Origin of the sequence: Streptomyces sp. NPDC018029 (assembly GCF_044327655.1) — a bacterium.
Lineage (GTDB): Bacteria > Actinomycetota > Actinomycetes > Streptomycetales > Streptomycetaceae > Streptomyces.
Genome location: NZ_JBIRFV010000008.1, coordinates 262,052 through 279,858 on the forward strand (window position 1 = coordinate 262,052; position 17,807 = coordinate 279,858).

Genomic DNA, 17,807 nt, shown 5'->3' on the forward strand with positions numbered 1-17,807 from the left:
GGGCTGTTCTACTCACCTGCCATGACCACAGTCACCCAGCGGCTCAGCGTCGCCACCGTCGTGGAAGAAACCGCCCAACTCGTCGACCGGCACTATGTGTTCCCCGAGCTCGGCGAACGGCTCGCCGCCCTGCTGCGGCTCCGTCTCGCCGAGGGCGCGTACGACGTCGAGGACGCCGCGGACCTGGCCCGCCTGGTCACCACGGACCTCCAGTCCCTCAACGGCGACCTTCACCTGCGCCTCAAGCACCACGACCGGCCGGTGCCCGCCGAGCAGGGTGAGGCCGCCATGGCGGCGCTGCGCGAGAAGTTCGACTCCTCGCTGGGCGGCGCGCCCAGGGTGGAGCTCCTGGACGGCCGGGTCGCGCTGCTCGAACTGGCCCCGGCCCTGTTCCCGCTGTCCTGGTCCGCCGGGCCGCTGGGGGCCGCGCTCACCCTGGTCGCCGCCGCAGACGCCCTGATCCTCGATCTGCGCGCGAACACGGGAGGGGATCCGGACACGGTCGCGTTCGTCTGCGCGCATCTGCTGGACCGGCGCACCCACCTCAACTCCATGTACTGGCGCAAGGGTGAGCGTCTCGAACAGTCCTGGAGCCCCGCGCACGTGCCGGGCGCCCGCTTCGGCGGCAGCAAGCCGCTCTACGTACTGACGAGCGACCGCACCTTCTCCGCGGGCGAGGAACTCGCCTACGACTTGCAGCAGTTGGGCCGGGCGGTCGTCGTCGGCGGTACGACCGCGGGCGGGGCGCATCCGCGCGACGGCTGGACGGTGCATCCGCACCTGGAGGCGACCATCCCGGTGGGCAGGGCGGTCAATCCCGTGTCGGGCACCAACTGGGAGGGCACAGGCGTACGTCCCGACGTGCCCTGCGCCGCCTCCGACGCTCTCGACCGGGCGCACGCCCTGGCGCTGGCGCGGCTCGACACCCAAGGTGCCGAGCCGCGCCCACGAGCGGTCGACCCGGCGGACGCGCCGCTGGACTGACCGCGTTCGTGCGTGCTGTGCGTTGCGCGCTACGAGGCGTCTCGTGGCGCTATGAGGCGTCGCGCACCGTTCCGGTGACCACCGGGCCCGGCTGCGGCTCCCAGTTCTCGTCGTAGACGTGGAGCTGCGCCTTCAGGGATTCTTCCGGTTCGCCCGTCCGGTCCTTGATGGTGGGCACGCGCACGTCGGCGCTCTTCTCGCCGGCGGGCACGGACAGGTACAGGCCCTGGCCCTCCGCCATCTTGGACAGCGGCCGCTCCGGGCGGGGCCGTGCGCCGAACTGGGCCTCCAGCCAGGCCGGGTCCACGTCCAGGGTGGACAGCTCCGTGCCGCTGTCGACGGGCAGGAAGGACAGCTCGGCCATGATGTCCACGTCGACGGGCTCCGAGAGCGTCATCCGCCACTTCAGCGGCTTGCCCTCGGTGACCCGGTCCTTGACGGGTTCGAGCGTGATCTTCGGCATGGGGTCGTCGTTGCGCGCCGTCACCCCGCCGTGGTGGGAGCCCACCACCGCGCCGCGCACCGCCTTGACGAACGCGTCGTGCCCGACGTCGTAGCCGTAGCGGGTGTCGCCGCGCACCTCGACCGGCACATCGACGCTCTCACCCGGACGCACCGTCAGCGTCCGGTGGGTGAAGTCGTCCGTGCCGGGCTTGGGCATGAACAGCCGGACCTTGCCGCTGCCCTGACCCGAGACGCGCACCGGGACGCTGTAGGTGCGCACGCCGGAGTCGCCTTCCTTGACGGTCAGCCTGCCGAGGTCGACGCGCGGCAGCTCGGCCGGCCGCACGGCGGGGGTGCCGGGGCGCCAGCCCCAGGCGTCCATCAGCCACGCCTTGCCGGAGCGGCTGCGCGGGGTGAGCTCCAGGGTCTTGACGTGCTTGAGGTCGAGCGCGTCCCGGGCCGCCGCCGACAGCGGTACGCGGACCTCGCGCCCCCAGTACGAAGAAGTCCGGCCGCTGCCCGGCAATCCGTCGACGCCGACCCTGCCGAGCTTCGCCCGGTGGCCCGACGCATCGACGAGGGCGACGTCGAACCGGGTCCCGGTGGTGTTGGGCGGCACGATCACCCGCAGCGCCACGTCCTTGGCACCCGCGAGCGACACGGGGCGTGCGGGGCTCATCCGGACCGGGTCCCCGGCCCGCGACCAGCGCATCGCCACCGCGTCACGGCCGGGTTCCGGTGCGACCTCCCAGTGGGCGAAGTGCGGTGAGCTCCCGGCCGTTCGCGACGGCAGACAGGCGTCGGCGTCCCTGGCAGGCACCTGGGCGCACACGCGTCCGCCCTTGACCTTCGTCGAGGAGCCGGGGAGCAGTGCCTGGGTGCGGTGCCCGCCGACGGCGTGGGTCAGCACCCGAGCGGGGTCGGCTGAGGGAGCCCGCCGGCCGGAGCCGTCGAGGAGGGGCCGCACCCGGTCGTCGCCCGCGACGAACAGCCGGGCCGACGCGGCGATGTAGGTGGCTCCGGCCGCCTGCTGCCGCGTGGCGGTCAGCCTGGTCGCGGTGCCCTTCGAGCAGACCGGGTCGGTGGTGTCGTCGGACGAGAAGTCGTCGTCGGCGGGCGCGGTCGCCTGGCCCGGCGTCCACTCGCTGTTGAAGAAGTTGTGGTTGGCGCCGACCATGTACACGGCGCTGTGCAGGGCGGCGCCGCGGCTGACGCCGCGCGTCCCGTCGACGTAGATCTCGCCCTGGAGGTCGGAGACGTCTCCATCGCAGCCCGGCAGGATCGTCGTGGAGGGCACGTCGGGGACCGGGTTCTGCCCGAAGACGGTGGGGCCTATCAGGACGTTGCCGCGGATCTTCCAGCGGACAGGACCGCGGTAGCCGTCCTGGTCGGCGGGCGGCGGCGAAAGGCTGTCCAGCGCGGCGCGGTTGACGCCCTCGCCGCCCCGGGAGTGTCCGACGAGGAGGACGCGGGACGGGTCGGCCGGCGCGACGGCGCGCACCCCGGCGGGGGCGGTGGACCGCTTCTCGGCCCAGTCCGCCCAGCGGGCGAGGTGCTGCCGCACCAGCGAGGAGCGGGCCTGCGCGCCGCCGTCCTCGGCGACGTCGTCCTGGCCGTTGATGCCGTTGGCGGCGATGGAGACGGTGACGTACCCCTGGGAGGCCAGGAGCTTCTGGGCGCGGTGATAGCCCTTGTGGCTCGGCACCGGCTTCGTGCCGGACAGGCAGGGCCACCCCATGCCCTGCCTGTCCCCCGCGCCGTAGCAGGTGTAGTGACGGCCGTGCAGGAACAGGACCAGCGGCCGCTTCCCCGGGGCGTCGGTGGGACCGATCACGTCGGCCTTCATCTCCACCGGTGCGGGAAAACCGGGCAGCCGTACCGAATCGAGCGTGTACGTGCCGGTGGCGGTGCGGTAGCGGCCCGGCTTCCCGGGGTCGACGGCGTTCGCGGGCGGGGGTGTCGCGGGCCGGACGGAGGGGCCGGGCCGCGGGCCGCGCGACTCGGCGTCGGTCCCGGCCTCGTCCAGGCGGCGCCCGGCCGCAAGGACCTTCAGCTGCTTCGCGGGACCGATGCGCGCGCCGTTCAGCGGGAGCCAGAAGGAGCGCCCGTCCCGCGCCGCCACCGGCCGGCCGAGGAGCTTGTCCCCGGCGTAGAACTCGACCCGCGCGTCCCCCATGGGGACCGGCTCGGGCGAGGCCCACACGAGCTCCTTGCCCGCGCCTTCCCCGGCGAGCCGCCAGCCTTCCGGCAGGCCCTTGCCGTCATCGCCGGCCGACGCGGGCGCCGGGGGCGGCCCGGAGGCCGGCGGGTCGGCGGACGGCAGGGCCTGGGCGGCACCCGGCGACACCGCCGCGAGGGCGAGCACCGCCAATGCCGCGGTCGCCACTCGTGCGACACGTCTCAACGTGGTTCTCCTCGTCATCACACACGTCGGAGCACGCTTTCGAACTCACGTGCCCCGCTTACGCTTTCGATGACGGGAATCAATGGCCACGAGTTGCCTCGCGGTACACACGGGTGGCAAGAGGCGGGCCCCCTGCCCCCGGCCGCGCGCCTGCCTGCCAGGATGCGGTCATGCACATCTACGAAGAGCGGCTGAGCGTTCCCCGCTCCTGGTGGGGACTGGTGGCGCTGGGTGGAGCCGGGCTGGCCGTGGCGGCCATTCCCTTCGGCGTGCTCGCCGCGGTGACGGCGGCGACGGTCGGCATTGCGGTGTCCGCCGCGCTCGTGTACATGCACGGCAGCGTGCGCATCCTGGTGACGCCCGGCTCACTCGTGGTCGGCAAGCGGGTCATCCCCATCGAGGCGCTGGGCGCGACGGAGATCCTCGACGAGCGCGAGGCCTTCGAGTGGCGCACGGTCAGGGCGAATCCGTACGCGCTGCTGCTCCTGCGGTCGTACGTCCCCACCGCGCTGCGCATCGAGTTGCGCAACTCCTGGGGAGGCGCGCCCTACGTCTACGTGTCGACGCGTCAGCCGATGAACCTGGCCGCCGTGCTGGCGTTCTCCCGGGGCTGACCTGCCGCGCCGTCAGCCCTCCGAGGTGACGCCGTGGCCGCGCAGTGTCGTGGTGGCGATGTCCAGGAAGTCCCGTACGACGCCGGTGCGGTCGCGCTCCGGCACCGCCAGGCAGGTCTCGACGAGCAGCGCGTCGGTCACGCGCAGGTGGACGAGGCCAGCGCGGGAGTACGAGCGCGCGACGCTGAGCGGTGCGTCCTGCTCCCACCAGCGCAGCGGGAAGACGTCGATCTGGACCTGCGGGTGCCGCCATCACGCGCGGCGACCTCCCGATCGGCGAGGTCCCGACGGACATGTTCACCGAGGTCATGGTCACCAACGCGCTCAGCCCCCTGCGCGTCGTGGAGCGGCTCGGCCCGCTCGTCGCACCCACGGGAACCATCGGCGTCATGTCGTCCGACAGGCCCGCACTCCCGCTTTTCCCACCTCGGGCGCGTCCGCGAATCCTGGGATTCGACACCGAAAAACCATCGATTCGAAAGGTGATGGCGCCGTTCAACGATGATTTCCGGACGATACAGATCGTCCGAGGTGGAACCAATTTTGGATTCCCGCAGGTCAGACGTTGGTTCTCCGTTATACCAACACCGTTCGTCCACATGCTGGACACAGCATACGGAACCGCTCCCACCACCCCTGAGCTGCCCGAACGATCGTACGGTCACCGCTCACCAGAACGGCACATCCGGAAATCGACCATCCGGATGGCACTCACTCTCCGCACCGGCAAGACTCCTCACCGCAGTCACCAACCACAACGATCGAAGGAGAGTCCACCATGCGTCGCACCCTCAAGGCCGTGGGAGCAGCCGCAGCAGCGGCCACCTGCGTCCTCGCCGCGACAGCAGGCACCGCGCACGCCGAGGCCCCGCAGACCAAGAGCCTCTACGCGCCGTCCGCCCTGGTGTTGACGGTCGGCCAGGGCGAGGACGCCGGCTCCGCCGCGGTGGAGCGCGCCGTGACACTCACCTGTGCGCCGCGCCCCGCGGGCAGCCACCCCGCACCTGCGGCCGCGTGCGCCGAACTGGCCGAGGTCAACGGCCGGTTCACCGAACTCGTGGACAGCGCTTCCGACGCCATCTGTACCAAGGAGTGGCAGCCGTACACGGTGACGGTCGCTGGCGTCTGGAACGGCAAGCAGGTCAACTGGTCCACCACCTTCGCCAATCGGTGTGAGATGAAGGCTGGTCTCGGGGAGGGCGTCGCACTGTCCTTCTGACGGGATCCCTGAACCACACTCAAGGGAGTCCCGGTGACCTTTCGTGGGGGAAGGCGGCCGGGACGCGGGGCGGCCCCCGGTGTCGGGTGACACCGGGGGCCGTAGTGTTTCCCCGGTTCTTGTGAGCGGGTACGACTGGCCGGCTCGACGTCTACGACGTGGCGTGCGCGCTCGCCGTCTCCCGGCCCCTGGCAAGCTCGTCCAGCCTCCGCAGGACCCTGGCGCGCAACAGCTCGTACTCCTCGCGGCAGCGGCGGATCTCGGGCGGCCGTGTGACGACCTCACCCGCCGTCACGACCTCCTCCGGAGCGAACTGGTGACGGGTGAGGTCTATCTCCACGCCTGCGCCCAACCGGTTCCACCAGTGGTAGTCCGTGCGCACACCGTCGACGCGCACCTCGCCGCACATGAGCTCACCGCCCAAAAGGTCGTGCAGGACCAGCGCGGTGACGCCGCACTGGCCCCGGGCCGGATTGTCCGGCGGCCAACTGTGCTTCGAATCGGGCGGATACGTGTCCGCGCCCCAACTCTCCCGCAGCGCCGCCTCGATGTCGGTGAGTCTCAGTGGTGTCATGCCGGCAACCCTCGCACCCGCCACTGACAATCACGCGTCGTCCCAGGTCGCGGCCGACCGCACCACCCCTCGCCCGACCGCCCCGTCGATCGCCTCGTCGTCGAGTCCGCCGGCCGCGAGCACCTCACGCGTGTCCGCGCCCGCGGCCCGCACCTCCGGCCGGATCCGCGCCGGTGTGCGGGACAGGGAGACGGGCGAGGCGAGGCCGCGGTAGTCGCCGTCCTCGACGACGAGGCCGCGGTGGCGCACCTGGGGTGCAGTCAGCGCCTCTGCGACGTCGTGCACGGGCGAGGCGGGGACGCCCCGTGCCGTGAGGAGCGCGGTGAGGTCCGCGCGGGAGCGGGCGGCGATGGCCTTCTCCAGGGCGGCGCGGAGCTCCTGTTGGTGGCGTACGCGGTCCGGGTTGGTGCGGAAGCGGGGGTCGTCGGTGAGCTCCGGGAGCTGCAGGACGTCGGCGAGCGCGGCGAACTGCCGGTCGTTGCCGACCGCGATGAACAGCGGCCCGTCGGCGGCGGCGAACGAGTCGTAGGGAGCGATGGTGGGGTGCGCGGAGCCGGTGCGGCGCGGGACGGTGCCGTCGGCGAGCCAGGACGCCGAGTGGGGGTGGAGCAGGCTGACGGCGGTGTCCAGGAGGGTGCAGTCGACGAGTTGACCGAGTCCGGAGCGGTGCCGTTCGTTGAGGGCCAGCAGGATGCCGGAGAAGGCGAGGATGCCGGTGACCTGGTCGACGACGGGGACACCGACGCGCAGCGGCGGTCCGTCCGCTTCGCCGTTGACGCTCATGAGGCCGCCGTAGGCCTGCAGCACCGCGTCGTAGCCGGGTTGTCCGCCGAGGGGCCCGTCGGTGCCGAAGCCGGTGACACGGCAGTGGACGAGGGCCGGGAAGCGGCGCCGCAACTCCTCGTCGGCGTAACCCCACTTGGCGAGGGTGCCCGCCTTGAAGTTCTCGACGAGGACGTCGGTGTCGCGCAGGAGAGTGTCGAGGATGTCGCGTCCCTCGGGCACGGAGAGATCGACGACGATGTTCTTCTTGCCGCGGTTGAGGTTCTGGTAGTACGCGGAGGTGTCCGGCGCGACGAACGGCGGGCCCCAGCCGCGGGTCTCGTCACCGGCCGGAGGTTCGACCTTGATCACGTCGGCCCCGTGGTCGGCGAGCAGTTGCGCGCAGTAGGGCCCGGCGAGGACCCGGGACAGGTCGAGCACCTTGAGTCCGGCGAGGGCGCCGCCGTGCTGGCCGGGGGAATCTGTCATCAGCTGCTCCCAGTTCGGTCGAATGCGTTGATGCGTGCGCCGTGTCGCGGTCCTGTCGGCACAATGCACCCATGATCCCCACCGGCATCCGCACGCCCCGACTCGACCTCGTACCGCTCCGCGTCGACCACGCCGACGAGATGGCGGCCGTGCTCGGCGACCCGGCGCTGCACACCTTCATCGGCGGCGCCCCCGACGACGTCGAAGCGCTGCGCGCCCGCTACCGGCGCATGCTCGCCGACTCCCCGGATCCGGGCGTCTCCTGGTGCAACTGGGTGCTGCGACTCCGCGACGGTGAATGCCCGGCGCTGATCGGGACGGTGCAGGCGACCGTCGCTGCGGAGGGGAGGGCGGAGATCGCCTGGGTGGTCGGGACGCCCTGGCAGGGGCGCGGCTTCGCGTCGGAGGCGGCCCGCGGCCTGGTGGACTGGCCGGCGGGACACGGCGTACGTACGGTCGTCGCGCATGTCCATCCCCGCCACAAGGCGTCCGCGACCGTCGCGCGCCGCGGGCCTCGCCGCCACGGACGTGGTCCAGGACGGCGAGATCCGCTGGGAGTCGGGACTGAGGGGCTGAGGGCCTGAGGCGGCGGCCCGGGTCAGTACGGCCGGTCGCCCGCGATCGCGACGCGCTCCGCGACCCGCCGGTGCGGGGCGTAGTCGTCGACGGCATAGTGCTGCGTGGCGCGGTTGTCCCAGAAGGCGACGTCACCCGCCTGCCAGTGGAACCGCACCTGGTACTCCGGCACATGGGCCTGCCGCACGAGGTAGCCGAGCAGCCGGTCGCTCTCCTCGCGCTCCATGCCGACGATGTGCGTGGTGAAGGAGGTGTTGACGAAGAGCATCCGCCGCCCGGTCTCCGGGTGCGTGCGCACCACGGGGTGGGTGACGGGCGGGAACTCCTCCTGGAGCGGGGCGAGCTTCTCGGGACCGTAGAAGCGGGCGAAGCCGGGGATGAAGTCGTGCACGGCGTGCGCCCCGTCGATGCGCGCCTTGACGGTGTCGGGAAGGTTGTCGTACGCGGCCGCCATGTCCGCCCACATCGTGTCACCGCCGAACGGCGGCACCTCGTGCAGCTGCAACACCGCGCCCAGCGCCGGGCGTTCGCGGAAGGTGACGTCGGCGTGCCAGACGTTCTCGTACGTGGGTGTGGCGCTGCCGCCCTTGTCGAAGCGGACGACGTCGTCGGCGGAGCCGCGCGCGAGCAGCGGATTGGTCTCCAGGTCGCCCCAGTTGAGGGCGAAGGCGCGCTGCTGCTCGGAGGTGATGCGGGCGCCGCGGAAGAACAGCACCTTCCACTCCAGCAGGGCGCGGTTCAACTCTTCGCGCAGGGCGGGTGTCAGCGGCCGCGCGAGGTCGACGCCGCGGATCTCGGCGCCGATGACACGGCCCTGGGGCACGACGTCGAAGAGTTCGTAGGGGCGTTCCTGCCAGTCGTCGGGCAGGCGGCGCAGGGTGCGACGACCCTCGTACATGCCGTCGGCGGGGACGCGTGCTTCACGCAGGGCGGGGGTCACGGGGCTCTGCGGCGCGGCAGCATTCATGGGGTCTGATCCTTCGGGTGCGGTACGGGCAGGCGTGCGTACGGAAAGGACTCCGTGGAGCTGAGGAGCTGACTCCATGCGGCTGAGGAGCTGACTCCGTGCAGCTAGCGGCCCGATCGCTCGCACCCGCGCCGCCACGGGACGCCGAACGTCCGGGTGGCGGCGGTCAGGTGCTGGATCATGGTGGTCATTGTGGGACGCGGACCCCTTCAGGTCAACCGCCCCGAGTGTGTGAGCACGGCACCCCGCTCAGGAGGGCAGCCGCAGCACTCCCCCGTACTCGTAGATCCCCTTGTTGGTCTCGGTCACGCCGAGGTACGGCACCAGGTCGGGGTCGACCGGTGCGAGGGGCGGCTGGTCGGGGTCCGGGCGCCAGTCGACGAGGTTCACCACGCCGGGCTCGACGGGCTCCAGGCCGTCGAGCAGCACGTCGACCTCGGCGGGCGTGCGGGTCTGCCAGGGCACGCCGCCGCCGGCGATGTGCTCGGTCATCCGCGCGCCGCGCTCGGGGTCGTCGCAGACGACCTGCGAGAAGCTCACGAAGCTGCCGGGAGCCGCCCGGTCGATGATCGTGCGCAGGATCCGCCGCGGGCCGTCGGCGTCGGTGAGGTGGTGTCCGACGGAGAGGAACAGCACGGCGACCGGCTCGTCGAAGTCGATGAGGCGCCGCACGTCGGGGTGTTCCAGGATCGCCTCCTGGTCGCGCATGTCGCCCATGATGACCGTCGTGGAGGAGTCGTCGGCGAGCAGGGCGCGGCCGTGGGCGAGGACGATCGGGTCGCTGTCGACGTAGACGACGCGGGCATCGGGGGCGAAGCGCTGGGCGACCTGGTGGACGTTGTCGTCGGTGGGCAGTCCGCAGCCCATGTCGATGAACTGGCGGATGCCGGCCTCACGGGTCAGGTAGCGCACCACGCGGAAGAGCCATTCGCGGTTCTGCCGGGCGATGTCGACGACCTCGGGGAACGACGGCACGGTGGAGAGGATGAACTTCCGGTCCACCTCGTAGTTGTCCTTGCCGCCCAGCATCCAGCCGTAGCCGCGTGCCGACGTCGGGATGTCGTACGGAATGGACGGGCCGGCCACTGTCCCGGACGGATCGGCCACCGACTCGGACTGGTTGTCACTCGCCACAGCGCGCTCTCCACCTCTCCCGCGGGATTCACAGAACGTGTTCCTTGTCGCGACACTATCCGGAGATCCACGTTCGGGTGAACGAACTCCGGAAACTCCAACAGGCGTGTGCGGACCGGGCTTTGGCGGGGCCTGCGTGTCCCGTCCTCGTACCGGAGTTCCGGTACGGGCTGTGGCGTGTCCCACCCGCCGCCCATCCACGCCTCCACATGGCGGATGATCGGGGCTGAGAGCCATCCGCACCACCGGATCCGTACCACCCAGAGAGGACCTCCCCATGGAAGACCGCTTCGACGTCGTCGTGCTCGGAGCAGGACCCGGCGGCTACGTCGCCGCCATCCGCGCCGCCCAGCTGGGCAAGCGGGTAGCGGTCGTCGAGGAGAAGTACTGGGGCGGTGTCTGCCTCAACGTCGGCTGCATCCCGACGAAGGCCCTGCTGCGCAACGCCGAGCTGGCCCACCTCTTCACGCACGAGCAGAAGACGTACGGCATCAAGGTCGACGGGCAGGTGTCCTTCGACTACGGCGAGGCGTTCAGCCGCAGCCGCACGGTCGCGGACGGCCGGGTCAAGGGCGTCCACTTCCTGATGAAGAAGAACGGCATCACGGAGTTCGACGGCCGGGGCACGTTCCTGGACGCGAACACGCTGCAGGTCGCGAAGTCCGACGGCACGACCACCACGATCGGCTTCGACAACTGCATCATCGCCACCGGCGCCACGCCCCGGCTGCTGCCCGGCACGAGCCGCAGCGAGCGCGTGGTGACGTACGAGGAGCAGATCCTCGCCGACTCGCTGCCGCGGTCCATCGTGATCGCGGGTGCGGGCGCCATCGGCATCGAGTTCGCGTACGTCCTGCACAACTACGGCGTGAAGGTCACGATCGTCGAGTTCCTGGACCGTGTGGCGCCGCTGGAGGACGCGGACGTCTCGAAGGAGCTGGCCAAGCAGTACCGCAAGCTCGGGATCGACGTGCTCACCTCGACGCGCGTCGAGTCGATCGACGAGTCCAGCGAGCAGGTCCGGGTGACGGTCACGGGCAAGGACGGCAAGCAGCAGATCCTGGAGGCCGACAAGGTCCTGCAGGCCATCGGTTTCGCGCCGAACGTCTCCGGTTTCGGCCTGGAGGCGACGGGCGTGGCGCTCACCGAGCGCGGTGCGATCGACGTCGACGGCCGCTGCCGCACGAACGTCCCGCACATCTACGCCATCGGTGACGTCACCGCGAAGCTGATGCTGGCGCACACCGCCGAGGCCATGGGCGTCGTGGCGGCGGAGACCCTCGCGGACGCCGAGACGATGGAACTCGACTACCCGATGGTTCCGCGTGCCACGTACTCCCAGCCGCAGATCGCCAGCTTCGGCTGGACGGAGGCGCAGGCCAAGGAGAAGGGCTTCGACGTCAAGGTCGCGAAGTTCCCGTTCCAGGCCAACGGCAAGGCGCACGGCCTCGGCGACACCGTCGGCTTCGTGAAGATCATCAGCGATGCGAAGTACGGCGAGATCATCGGCGCCCACCTGATCGGACCCGATGTCACCGAGCTGCTCCCCGAGCTCACCCTGGCCCAGCAGTGGGACCTCACCGTCCACGAGGTCGCGCGCAACGTCCACGCGCACCCGACCCTGGGCGAGGCCGTCAAGGAAGCGGTGCACGGCCTGGCCGGGCACATGATCAACTTCTGACGGGTCCGCCGGTGCCGCCGGGCGCCCCGCCGCGACACGAGTGACCGAAAGTGAGTCGTTCGAGTGGCGGGGCCGCCCGGTCGGGCCGATCCTGGGCGGAACACGACTGTGATGCCTCGGGGGCGAGGAGAGGCAGTAGCCGATGTTCTCTGGCCTGGGCCGATTCGTGGTGCGCCGCCCCTGGTGGATCATCCTGGTGTGGGTGGTGGCGGCCGGCGCCGTGATCTCACTGGCGCCGAAACTCACCTCCAGCAGCGACGAGGCGAGTTTCCTGCCCGATCACTACGAGTCCATTCGCGCCTCGGACGTGCAGGAAAAGGAATTCCCCAAACAGCAGAACATCGGCGCGATCATCGTCTTTCAGCGCTCCGACGGCGAGAAGCTGACGGCCGCCGACTCCGCCGACGTGGAGCGCGTCTCGAAGGACCTGCAGAGCCGGAAGATCCCCGAGGTGCAGGCCGTCGTGCCCGGCGAGGTCTCGCCCAACAAGCAGGTGCAGACGTCCGTCGTCGCGATGCCGAAGATCACCGACCCCGAGGACACCTCGCAGCAGGACGCCGTCAAGAAGCTGCGGGACGGTCTTCAGCCCGAGTTGAAGGGGACGGACCTGTCGGCCGGGATCACCGGCTCGGCGGCGCAGGCGCTCGACGAGAGCGACGCGTCCGAGCGGGCGGGCCTGCTCGTCGGCGTCGGCACGATCGTGATCATCATCGTGCTGCTGCTCGTGATCTTCCGCAGCCCCATCATCGCGCTGCTGCCGGTCGTCCTCATCGGACTGATCTCGCCGATGGCGACCGGTCTGATCGCCTCCGCCAACAAGGCCTTCGACATGAAGGCGGACTCCTCCATCCAGGAGCTCCTGACCGTCGTCCTGTTCGGCGTCGGCACGGACTACATCCTGTTCCTGCTCTTCCGCTACCGGGAGGCGCTGCGCGCGGGCGAGGACTCCAAGAGCGGCATGGTGCACGCCGTCGAGCGGGTCGGTGAGGCCATCACGTCGGCGGCGGGCGCCGTCATCGTCGCCTTCGCCGCGCTGACGCTGTCCTCGCTCGGCATGCTGCAGTCGATGGGCCCGGCCCTCGCCATCGCGGTGTTCGTGACGCTGCTCGCCGGACTCACGCTCGTCCCCGCGGTGGTGTCGCTCCTCGGTACGAAGGTGTTCTGGCCCTCGAAGTCCTGGCAGCGGGAGCCGCACGGGACCGGGTTCGCCAAGCTCGGCGCGTCCATCGCCCGCAAGCCCGCCGTGTGGACGCTGGTCTCCGCGCTGTTCATGGGGGCGCTCGCGCTCGGCGCGCTCGGCTACAAGGCCAACTTCGACCTGGCCGGCTCCTCGCTCCCCAAGGACAAGGAGTCGATGGTCGCCCTGGACAACCTCCAGAAGGGTTTCCCCGCGGGCACCACCGACCCGACCTCCGTGTACCTCACCTCGACGACCGACAGGCCCGTGCCGAAGGCGCAGGCCGACGCGTTCCGCGAGCGGCTCTCCGGTGTCGGGGGCGTGGGCGAGGTCGGGGCGCCGCGGCTGAGTCCGGACCGTACGACCGCCTCGTACTCCGTGATCCTCTCGGACCCGCCGGCCTCCGACAAGGCGCTGGCGACCGTCAAGGACCGGCTGCGCCCTGCCGCCCACGAGGACGCGCCGGACGGCACGAAGGCGCTCGTCGGCGGCACCACCGCGGTGTACGTCGACATCAACAGGGCGGTGGACCGCGACTATTCGGTGGTCTTCCCCGTGGCGGCGCTCGCCATCATGGTGATCCTCGGCCTGCTGCTGCGCAGCCTGGTGGCGCCCTGGTACCTGATGCTGTCCGTCGCGCTCGGCTTCGGCGCGACCCTCGGCGCGACCTCCCTGCTCTTCCAACAGCTGGGCAGCCAGCCCGGGTTGATGTTCATGCTGCCGGTGATCATGTACTTGTTCGTGGTCGCGCTCGGCACGGACTACAACATCCTCATGGTGTCGCGGCTGCGCGAGGAGGCCCGCGAGGGCCGCGGCCCGCACGACGCCGCGGGCACGGCGGTGCGGCACTCGGGGCCGACGATCGGCTCGGCGGGCGTGATCCTCGCGGGGACGTTCGCGACGCTGATGCTCGCGGGCAACTCGACGCTCTCCCAGATGGGCTTCTCGCTCTCCTTCGGCATCCTCATCGCCGCGTTCGTCATGGCGTTGATCTTCACCCCGGCGCTGACCGCGCTCATCGGGCACGCGGCCTGGTGGCCCGGCCACGGCGACGAGAAGCGGACCGGGCACGGCGGGTCCGCGCCGCAGGACCCGGACGAGCAGCGCCTCGGAGGTGCGACGCGCAGCCGCTGAGCCCTCGGGCGTCACGCGGACGACTCGGAGCGCACGATCCCCGTCAGCATCCCGCTCAGTGCCACGCACACCACGCCCGCGCCGATGGCCAGGCACACCCGGGCGACCCCGAATCCGGCCGCCCCCGCGGTGACGGCGGCGGCTCCCAGCGGACCGAGGGAGTAGTGCGTCGTCCAGAACGCCGCCGTGACCCGCCCGAGGAGGTGACCGGGCGTCACCTCCTGGCGCAGGGACATGGAGCAGATGCCGGCGACGCCGGTGGCGAGCAGCATGCCCGCCGAGAGCGCACCGATCACCGGCACGCTGTCGGTCAGTCCGAGACACCCGACGGCGACGCCGCCCAACGCGGTGGCGCCGACCCAACTCGGCCCGAAACCGAGGCCCTTGCGCACCCTGGTGACCACGAACGAAGCGAGGAAGGTGCCGACGGTGCCCGCGCTGAGCACATAGCCGACCGTGTCGTCCCCGTACCCGAGGTCCTTCTTGACGCGGAAGATGATGACGTCGGTCATGCCGTGCGTGAGGAAGATGACCAGGGACAGCAGTACGGTCAGCGGGCGCAGGACTGGGTGTGCCCACAGGAAGCGGATACCTGCGAGGAACTCTCCGCGCAGGCCCCCGCCTGCCACCCCTTCTGACGCCTTCTCCTCGTCGCCGGCGGGTGGCGGCGTCGGCCGCAGCCGGACGAGGAGGATTCCGGCGGCGGACACCGCAAAGGTGGCGGCGTCGATCCCGATGGCGGCCACGGGGCCGAACGCCGCCGCGACGAAGCCCGCGAGAGCGGGTCCGCCGACCGTCGCCACGGCATAGGAGCCGAAGAGGTGGGCGTTGGCCCTGGTGATCTGGTCCGGTTCGACGATGGCGGGCACCACGGCCACGTACGTCACCTGGAAGAGCATCGCGAAACCGCCGGTGAGCGGAACGACCGTGTAGATCAGCCACATCGGCGTCGCGAAGAGCCAGACCAGCGGGATCAGCGCGTACAACAGGCAGCGCGCCACGTCGGAGAGCATCAGGAGTCGGCGCCGGTCGAACCGGTCGGCGATCACACCGGCGAAGAGTCCCGTGACGATCGACGCGACGCCCGTCGCCCCGGTGACCAGGCCCATCTGGACGACCGAGCCGGTGCTGTGCAGCACGAGCAGCGGTATCGCCACGAAGGAGAACGAGTCGCCGAGGGCGGAGAAGGTCTGGATGAGGAGGAAGACGCGGTAGTTGCGGTTCCGCCAAAGGGAGACCGTCGGGGGGCGGCCGATCACCGCCGCGCACCGGAGCGTTCCGCGGCCAGGGCGGCGGCGACCGCCTCGCGGCCCGCCCGATGGAACACCCGTTCGTTCGCGTCGACCGCGTGCACCCAGGCGCGGTGCACCCGCACGGTCCGCTCCTCCCCCGCGAGCCCTTCGCGCACACCCTCCTCCAAAGCCTCGGCGAGTCCGGCGTCGAGCACTTCGGTGCTGATCGGGTTGACGAAGGCGTACGTCCCCGGCTCCCGCTCCACGTCGAGGGTGACCCGCGCCCAGCCACCGCAGCCGGTCTGGCTCCCCGCGGTGGCGGTTTTGATCCGGGTGGTGACCGCGGCGGCCGTGGCGAACTCCCCCGCCTGTCCCCGTCCTTGCCCCTCCGCCGCCAGCACCGGCAGAAAGACCCCGATGTCAATGGCCACTGCCCCTCCCCTCCGTCGACCCGGACGTGAACGTTAGTGCAAGTTGCCATTTCGCGGAAAGTGTGAGCACAGCCCGAAGGTACCCATGCGCCCTCATTGCTCACAGCTCGAACGAAAATGCAAGTGAAATCGATAAACCCCAGAAAAGTCGGCAGCCTAGGAAAGCGAGCGAAAAGTCAAGTCCGTCGCCGCATGCACTTGCATTTCCCTTGCACGCCCTCTACCAGCGCCTTTCAAGTGTTAGGGTTTCCTCTTGTCCCGAGCCGGGCCGCCTTTTCGTCGGCGCACCGCTCGGCTTGCGCAGCGGTGATCCGCCCCTTTGCGGCGGGTCGTCGCAGCCCCTCACACCGGAATGGGAGAAGGCCTTCCACGCCTGATTCCCGTTCCGGCGGAATGTGTCCACGCCTCGTTCTGGAGCTCTTTCATGTCTGCTGACAGCACGGCTGTCACCACTCCCTCACCGGCGGGCACGGCCGGTGGCCCACCCGGCGCCGGCCGGCACCTCGGCCTGGCCCTGTTCGTGATCGCCGCGGCCCAGCTGATGGTGGTGCTCGACGGCACCATCACCAACATCGCGCTGCCCAGCATCCAGACCGCGCTGGAGGTGTCCGACGCGAACCTCGCGTGGATCGTCAACTCCTACGCGCTGGCCTTCGGCGGGCTGCTGCTCCTCGGCGGCCGGGCGGGGGACCTCTTCGGCCGGCGGCGGATGTTCCAGGTGGGCATCGCCGTGTTCACCCTGGCATCGCTGCTCGGCGGGCTCGCCCCGAACGAGGGCCTGCTCATCGGCGCACGCATCCTCCAGGGCGTCGGCGCGGCGGTCGCGGCGCCCAGCGCCCTCTCCCTGATCGCCACGACGTTCCCCGAGGGCAAGCCGCGCAACAAGGCGATGGGGGTCTACGCCGCGATGGCCGGCATCGGCGCCACCGTCGGCCTGCTGCTCGGAGGTGTCCTCACCGATGTCCTGGACTGGCGGTGGGTGTTCTTCGTGAACATCCCCATCGGCCTGGCCGTGCTCGCCGGGACCAAGACGCTCGTCGAGGCCGAACGCCACCCGGGCCGCCTCGACCTGCCGGGCACACTCACCGGCACGGGCGGCCTGATAGCCCTGGTCTACGGCATCACGCGCGGCGGCGAACACGGCTGGACCGACAGCCTGACGCTGTCCTGCTTCGCCGTCGCCGCCGTCCTGCTCAGCGCCTTCCTGCTCATCCAGAGCCGGACCGCGCACCCGATGATGCCGCTGCGGCTCTTCAAGGACCGCAACCGCTCCGGCTCCTTCGCCACGATGCTGTTCATCGGCGCAGGCATGATGGCCACCTTCTACTTCCTCACCCTGTACATGCAGCTGATCCTGGGCTACAGCGCGGTCAAGACCGGCTTCGCCAACCTGCCGTTCAGCCTCGGCATGGGTGTCGCGGCGGCCCTCAGCGCCAAGCTGGTCACCCGCCTCGCTCCCCGCGTGATCGCCGGACCCGGTCTGCTGGTGGCGGCCGGGGGCATGTTCTGGTTCGCCACGCTCACCCCGGACTCGTCGTACGCGGGGCATCTCATGCCGGCGATGTTCGTGACCGCGCTCGGCCTCGGCATGGGCTTCGTCCCGATGACGCTGGGCGCCGTCAGCGGCGTCGACCACCAGGAGACGGGCATCGCCTCCGCGCTCCTGAACACCGCCCAGCAGATCGGCGGCGCCCTGGGCCTCGCCGTCCTCGCGACCATCTCCACCTCAGCAGCCAACGACCGGCTGCCCGAAGCGGCCGCCTCGTTCTACCGGGGCGTGGCCACGAAGGACCACGGCCTGGTGGCCGAGGCGGCCGACGCCCTGACCCACGGCTACACGCTGGCCTTCGTGGGTGCGGGCGTCATGTTCCTGGCGGGCCTCGCCGTCACGGCGCTTGCCATCAACGCCCGGAAGCAGGAGACGGCCGAGGGCGCGGCGCCCGTCCACATGGGCTGAAACACATGGGCGGAAGCCGCGGCCGGCC

14 protein-coding genes and 2 pseudogenes are annotated in these 17,807 nt (G+C 70.9%); 8 read left to right on the forward strand and 8 right to left on the reverse strand.

The window, feature by feature from the left end:
- Positions 1-21 precede the first annotated feature (21 nt).
- Positions 22-984, forward strand: coding sequence for a S41 family peptidase (locus ACH4D5_RS25120; protein WP_398306608.1), 963 nt, complete (start codon positions 22-24; stop codon positions 982-984).
- A gap of 49 nt (positions 985-1,033) precedes the next feature.
- Here ACH4D5_RS25120 and ACH4D5_RS25125 read toward each other — a convergent pair whose 3' ends face one another.
- The gene (locus tag ACH4D5_RS25125; RefSeq protein WP_398306610.1) at positions 1,034-3,832 is read right to left on the reverse strand and encodes a hypothetical protein; all 2,799 of its coding nucleotides are present in this window, start codon (positions 3,830-3,832) and stop codon (positions 1,034-1,036) included.
- 170 nt (positions 3,833-4,002) lie between these two features.
- Between ACH4D5_RS25125 and ACH4D5_RS25130 the strand changes: the two genes are divergently transcribed.
- A complete protein-coding gene (locus tag ACH4D5_RS25130; RefSeq protein ID WP_398306612.1) occupies positions 4,003-4,446 on the forward strand; it encodes a DUF3093 domain-containing protein in 444 nt (147 codons plus the stop codon).
- 12 nt (positions 4,447-4,458) lie between these two features.
- On the opposite strand, the gene ACH4D5_RS25135 is transcribed toward ACH4D5_RS25130, so the two are convergent.
- Entirely contained in the window at positions 4,459-4,587 is a 129-nt protein-coding gene (locus tag ACH4D5_RS25135) for a hypothetical protein (RefSeq protein ID WP_398306614.1), read from the reverse strand.
- Between the two features lie 104 nt (positions 4,588-4,691).
- Here ACH4D5_RS25135 and ACH4D5_RS25140 point away from each other — a divergent pair.
- Together ACH4D5_RS25140 and ACH4D5_RS25145 are read left to right on the forward strand one after the other, a co-directional pair.
- Positions 4,692-4,865 (forward strand): annotated as a pseudogene (locus ACH4D5_RS25140) (3-oxoacyl-ACP reductase); the annotation flags it as partial.
- 359 nt (positions 4,866-5,224) lie between these two features.
- Positions 5,225-5,665 carry an SSI family serine proteinase inhibitor gene (locus ACH4D5_RS25145; RefSeq protein WP_398306616.1) on the forward strand — a complete coding sequence of 147 codons (441 nt, stop codon included), beginning with the start codon at positions 5,225-5,227 and terminating at the stop codon, positions 5,663-5,665.
- Between the two features lie 151 nt (positions 5,666-5,816).
- On the opposite strand, the gene ACH4D5_RS25150 is transcribed toward ACH4D5_RS25145, so the two are convergent.
- The gene (locus ACH4D5_RS25150) at positions 5,817-6,239 is read right to left on the reverse strand and encodes a hypothetical protein (protein WP_398306618.1); all 423 of its coding nucleotides are present in this window, start codon (positions 6,237-6,239) and stop codon (positions 5,817-5,819) included.
- 30 nt (positions 6,240-6,269) lie between these two features.
- Positions 6,270-7,490 carry a CaiB/BaiF CoA transferase family protein gene (locus ACH4D5_RS25155; RefSeq protein WP_398306620.1) on the reverse strand — a complete coding sequence of 407 codons (1,221 nt, stop codon included), beginning with the start codon at positions 7,488-7,490 and terminating at the stop codon, positions 6,270-6,272.
- Between the two features lie 71 nt (positions 7,491-7,561).
- On the opposite strand from ACH4D5_RS25155, the pseudogene ACH4D5_RS25160 reads away from it, so the two are divergent.
- Positions 7,562-8,066: pseudogene (locus tag ACH4D5_RS25160) on the forward strand (GNAT family N-acetyltransferase).
- A gap of 22 nt (positions 8,067-8,088) precedes the next feature.
- Here ACH4D5_RS25160 and ACH4D5_RS25165 read toward each other — a convergent pair.
- Both ACH4D5_RS25165 and ACH4D5_RS25170 read right to left on the reverse strand, forming a co-directional pair.
- Positions 8,089-8,964: a TauD/TfdA dioxygenase family protein gene (locus tag ACH4D5_RS25165; protein ID WP_398307080.1), complete on the reverse strand. Its 876-nt coding sequence runs from the start codon at positions 8,962-8,964 to the stop codon at positions 8,089-8,091.
- 318 nt (positions 8,965-9,282) lie between these two features.
- Positions 9,283-10,140: an SAM-dependent methyltransferase gene (locus tag ACH4D5_RS25170; RefSeq protein WP_398307082.1), complete on the reverse strand. Its 858-nt coding sequence runs from the start codon at positions 10,138-10,140 to the stop codon at positions 9,283-9,285.
- Positions 10,141-10,444: 304 nt separating this feature from the next.
- Between ACH4D5_RS25170 and lpdA the strand changes: the two genes are divergently transcribed.
- Both lpdA and ACH4D5_RS25180 read left to right on the forward strand, forming a co-directional pair.
- Complete coding sequence (lpdA, locus tag ACH4D5_RS25175; protein ID WP_398306622.1) at positions 10,445-11,848, forward strand: dihydrolipoyl dehydrogenase; 1,404 nt, start codon at positions 10,445-10,447, stop codon at positions 11,846-11,848.
- 142 nt (positions 11,849-11,990) lie between these two features.
- Positions 11,991-14,159 carry an MMPL family transporter gene (locus ACH4D5_RS25180; protein ID WP_398306624.1) on the forward strand — a complete coding sequence of 723 codons (2,169 nt, stop codon included), beginning with the start codon at positions 11,991-11,993 and terminating at the stop codon, positions 14,157-14,159.
- An 11-nt stretch (positions 14,160-14,170) separates the two neighbouring features.
- On the opposite strand, the gene ACH4D5_RS25185 is transcribed toward ACH4D5_RS25180, so the two are convergent.
- Positions 14,171-15,418 (reverse strand): MFS transporter, encoded by a 1,248-nt coding sequence (locus ACH4D5_RS25185; protein WP_398306626.1) that lies wholly within the window; start codon positions 15,416-15,418, stop codon positions 14,171-14,173.
- Positions 15,415-15,822 carry a hypothetical protein gene (locus ACH4D5_RS25190; protein ID WP_398306627.1) on the reverse strand — a complete coding sequence of 136 codons (408 nt, stop codon included), beginning with the start codon at positions 15,820-15,822 and terminating at the stop codon, positions 15,415-15,417. Before ACH4D5_RS25190 ends, ACH4D5_RS25185 begins: the two co-directional genes overlap by 4 nt.
- Positions 15,823-16,246: 424 nt before the next feature.
- Here ACH4D5_RS25190 and ACH4D5_RS25195 point away from each other — a divergent pair, with 424 nt between their 5' ends.
- Positions 16,247-17,779: an MFS transporter gene (locus ACH4D5_RS25195; RefSeq protein WP_398306629.1), complete on the forward strand. Its 1,533-nt coding sequence runs from the start codon at positions 16,247-16,249 to the stop codon at positions 17,777-17,779.
- Positions 17,780-17,807: the final 28 nt, after the last annotated feature.

Coding starts and splice junctions, on each gene's coding strand:
- ACH4D5_RS25120 (WP_398306608.1), top strand. CDS start 22: ATGACCACAGTCACCCAGCGGCTCAGCGTCGCCACCGTCGTGGAAGAA.
- ACH4D5_RS25130 (WP_398306612.1), top strand. CDS start 4,003: ATGCACATCTACGAAGAGCGGCTGAGCGTTCCCCGCTCCTGGTGGGGA.
- ACH4D5_RS25145 (WP_398306616.1), top strand. CDS start 5,225: ATGCGTCGCACCCTCAAGGCCGTGGGAGCAGCCGCAGCAGCGGCCACC.
- ACH4D5_RS25150 (WP_398306618.1), bottom strand. CDS start 6,239: ATGACACCACTGAGACTCACCGACATCGAGGCGGCGCTGCGGGAGAGT.
- ACH4D5_RS25155 (WP_398306620.1), bottom strand. CDS start 7,490: ATGACAGATTCCCCCGGCCAGCACGGCGGCGCCCTCGCCGGACTCAAG.
- ACH4D5_RS25165 (WP_398307080.1), bottom strand. CDS start 8,964: ATGTACGAGGGTCGTCGCACCCTGCGCCGCCTGCCCGACGACTGGCAG.
- lpdA (WP_398306622.1), top strand. CDS start 10,445: ATGGAAGACCGCTTCGACGTCGTCGTGCTCGGAGCAGGACCCGGCGGC.
- ACH4D5_RS25180 (WP_398306624.1), top strand. CDS start 11,991: ATGTTCTCTGGCCTGGGCCGATTCGTGGTGCGCCGCCCCTGGTGGATC.
- ACH4D5_RS25195 (WP_398306629.1), top strand. CDS start 16,247: ATGTCTGCTGACAGCACGGCTGTCACCACTCCCTCACCGGCGGGCACG.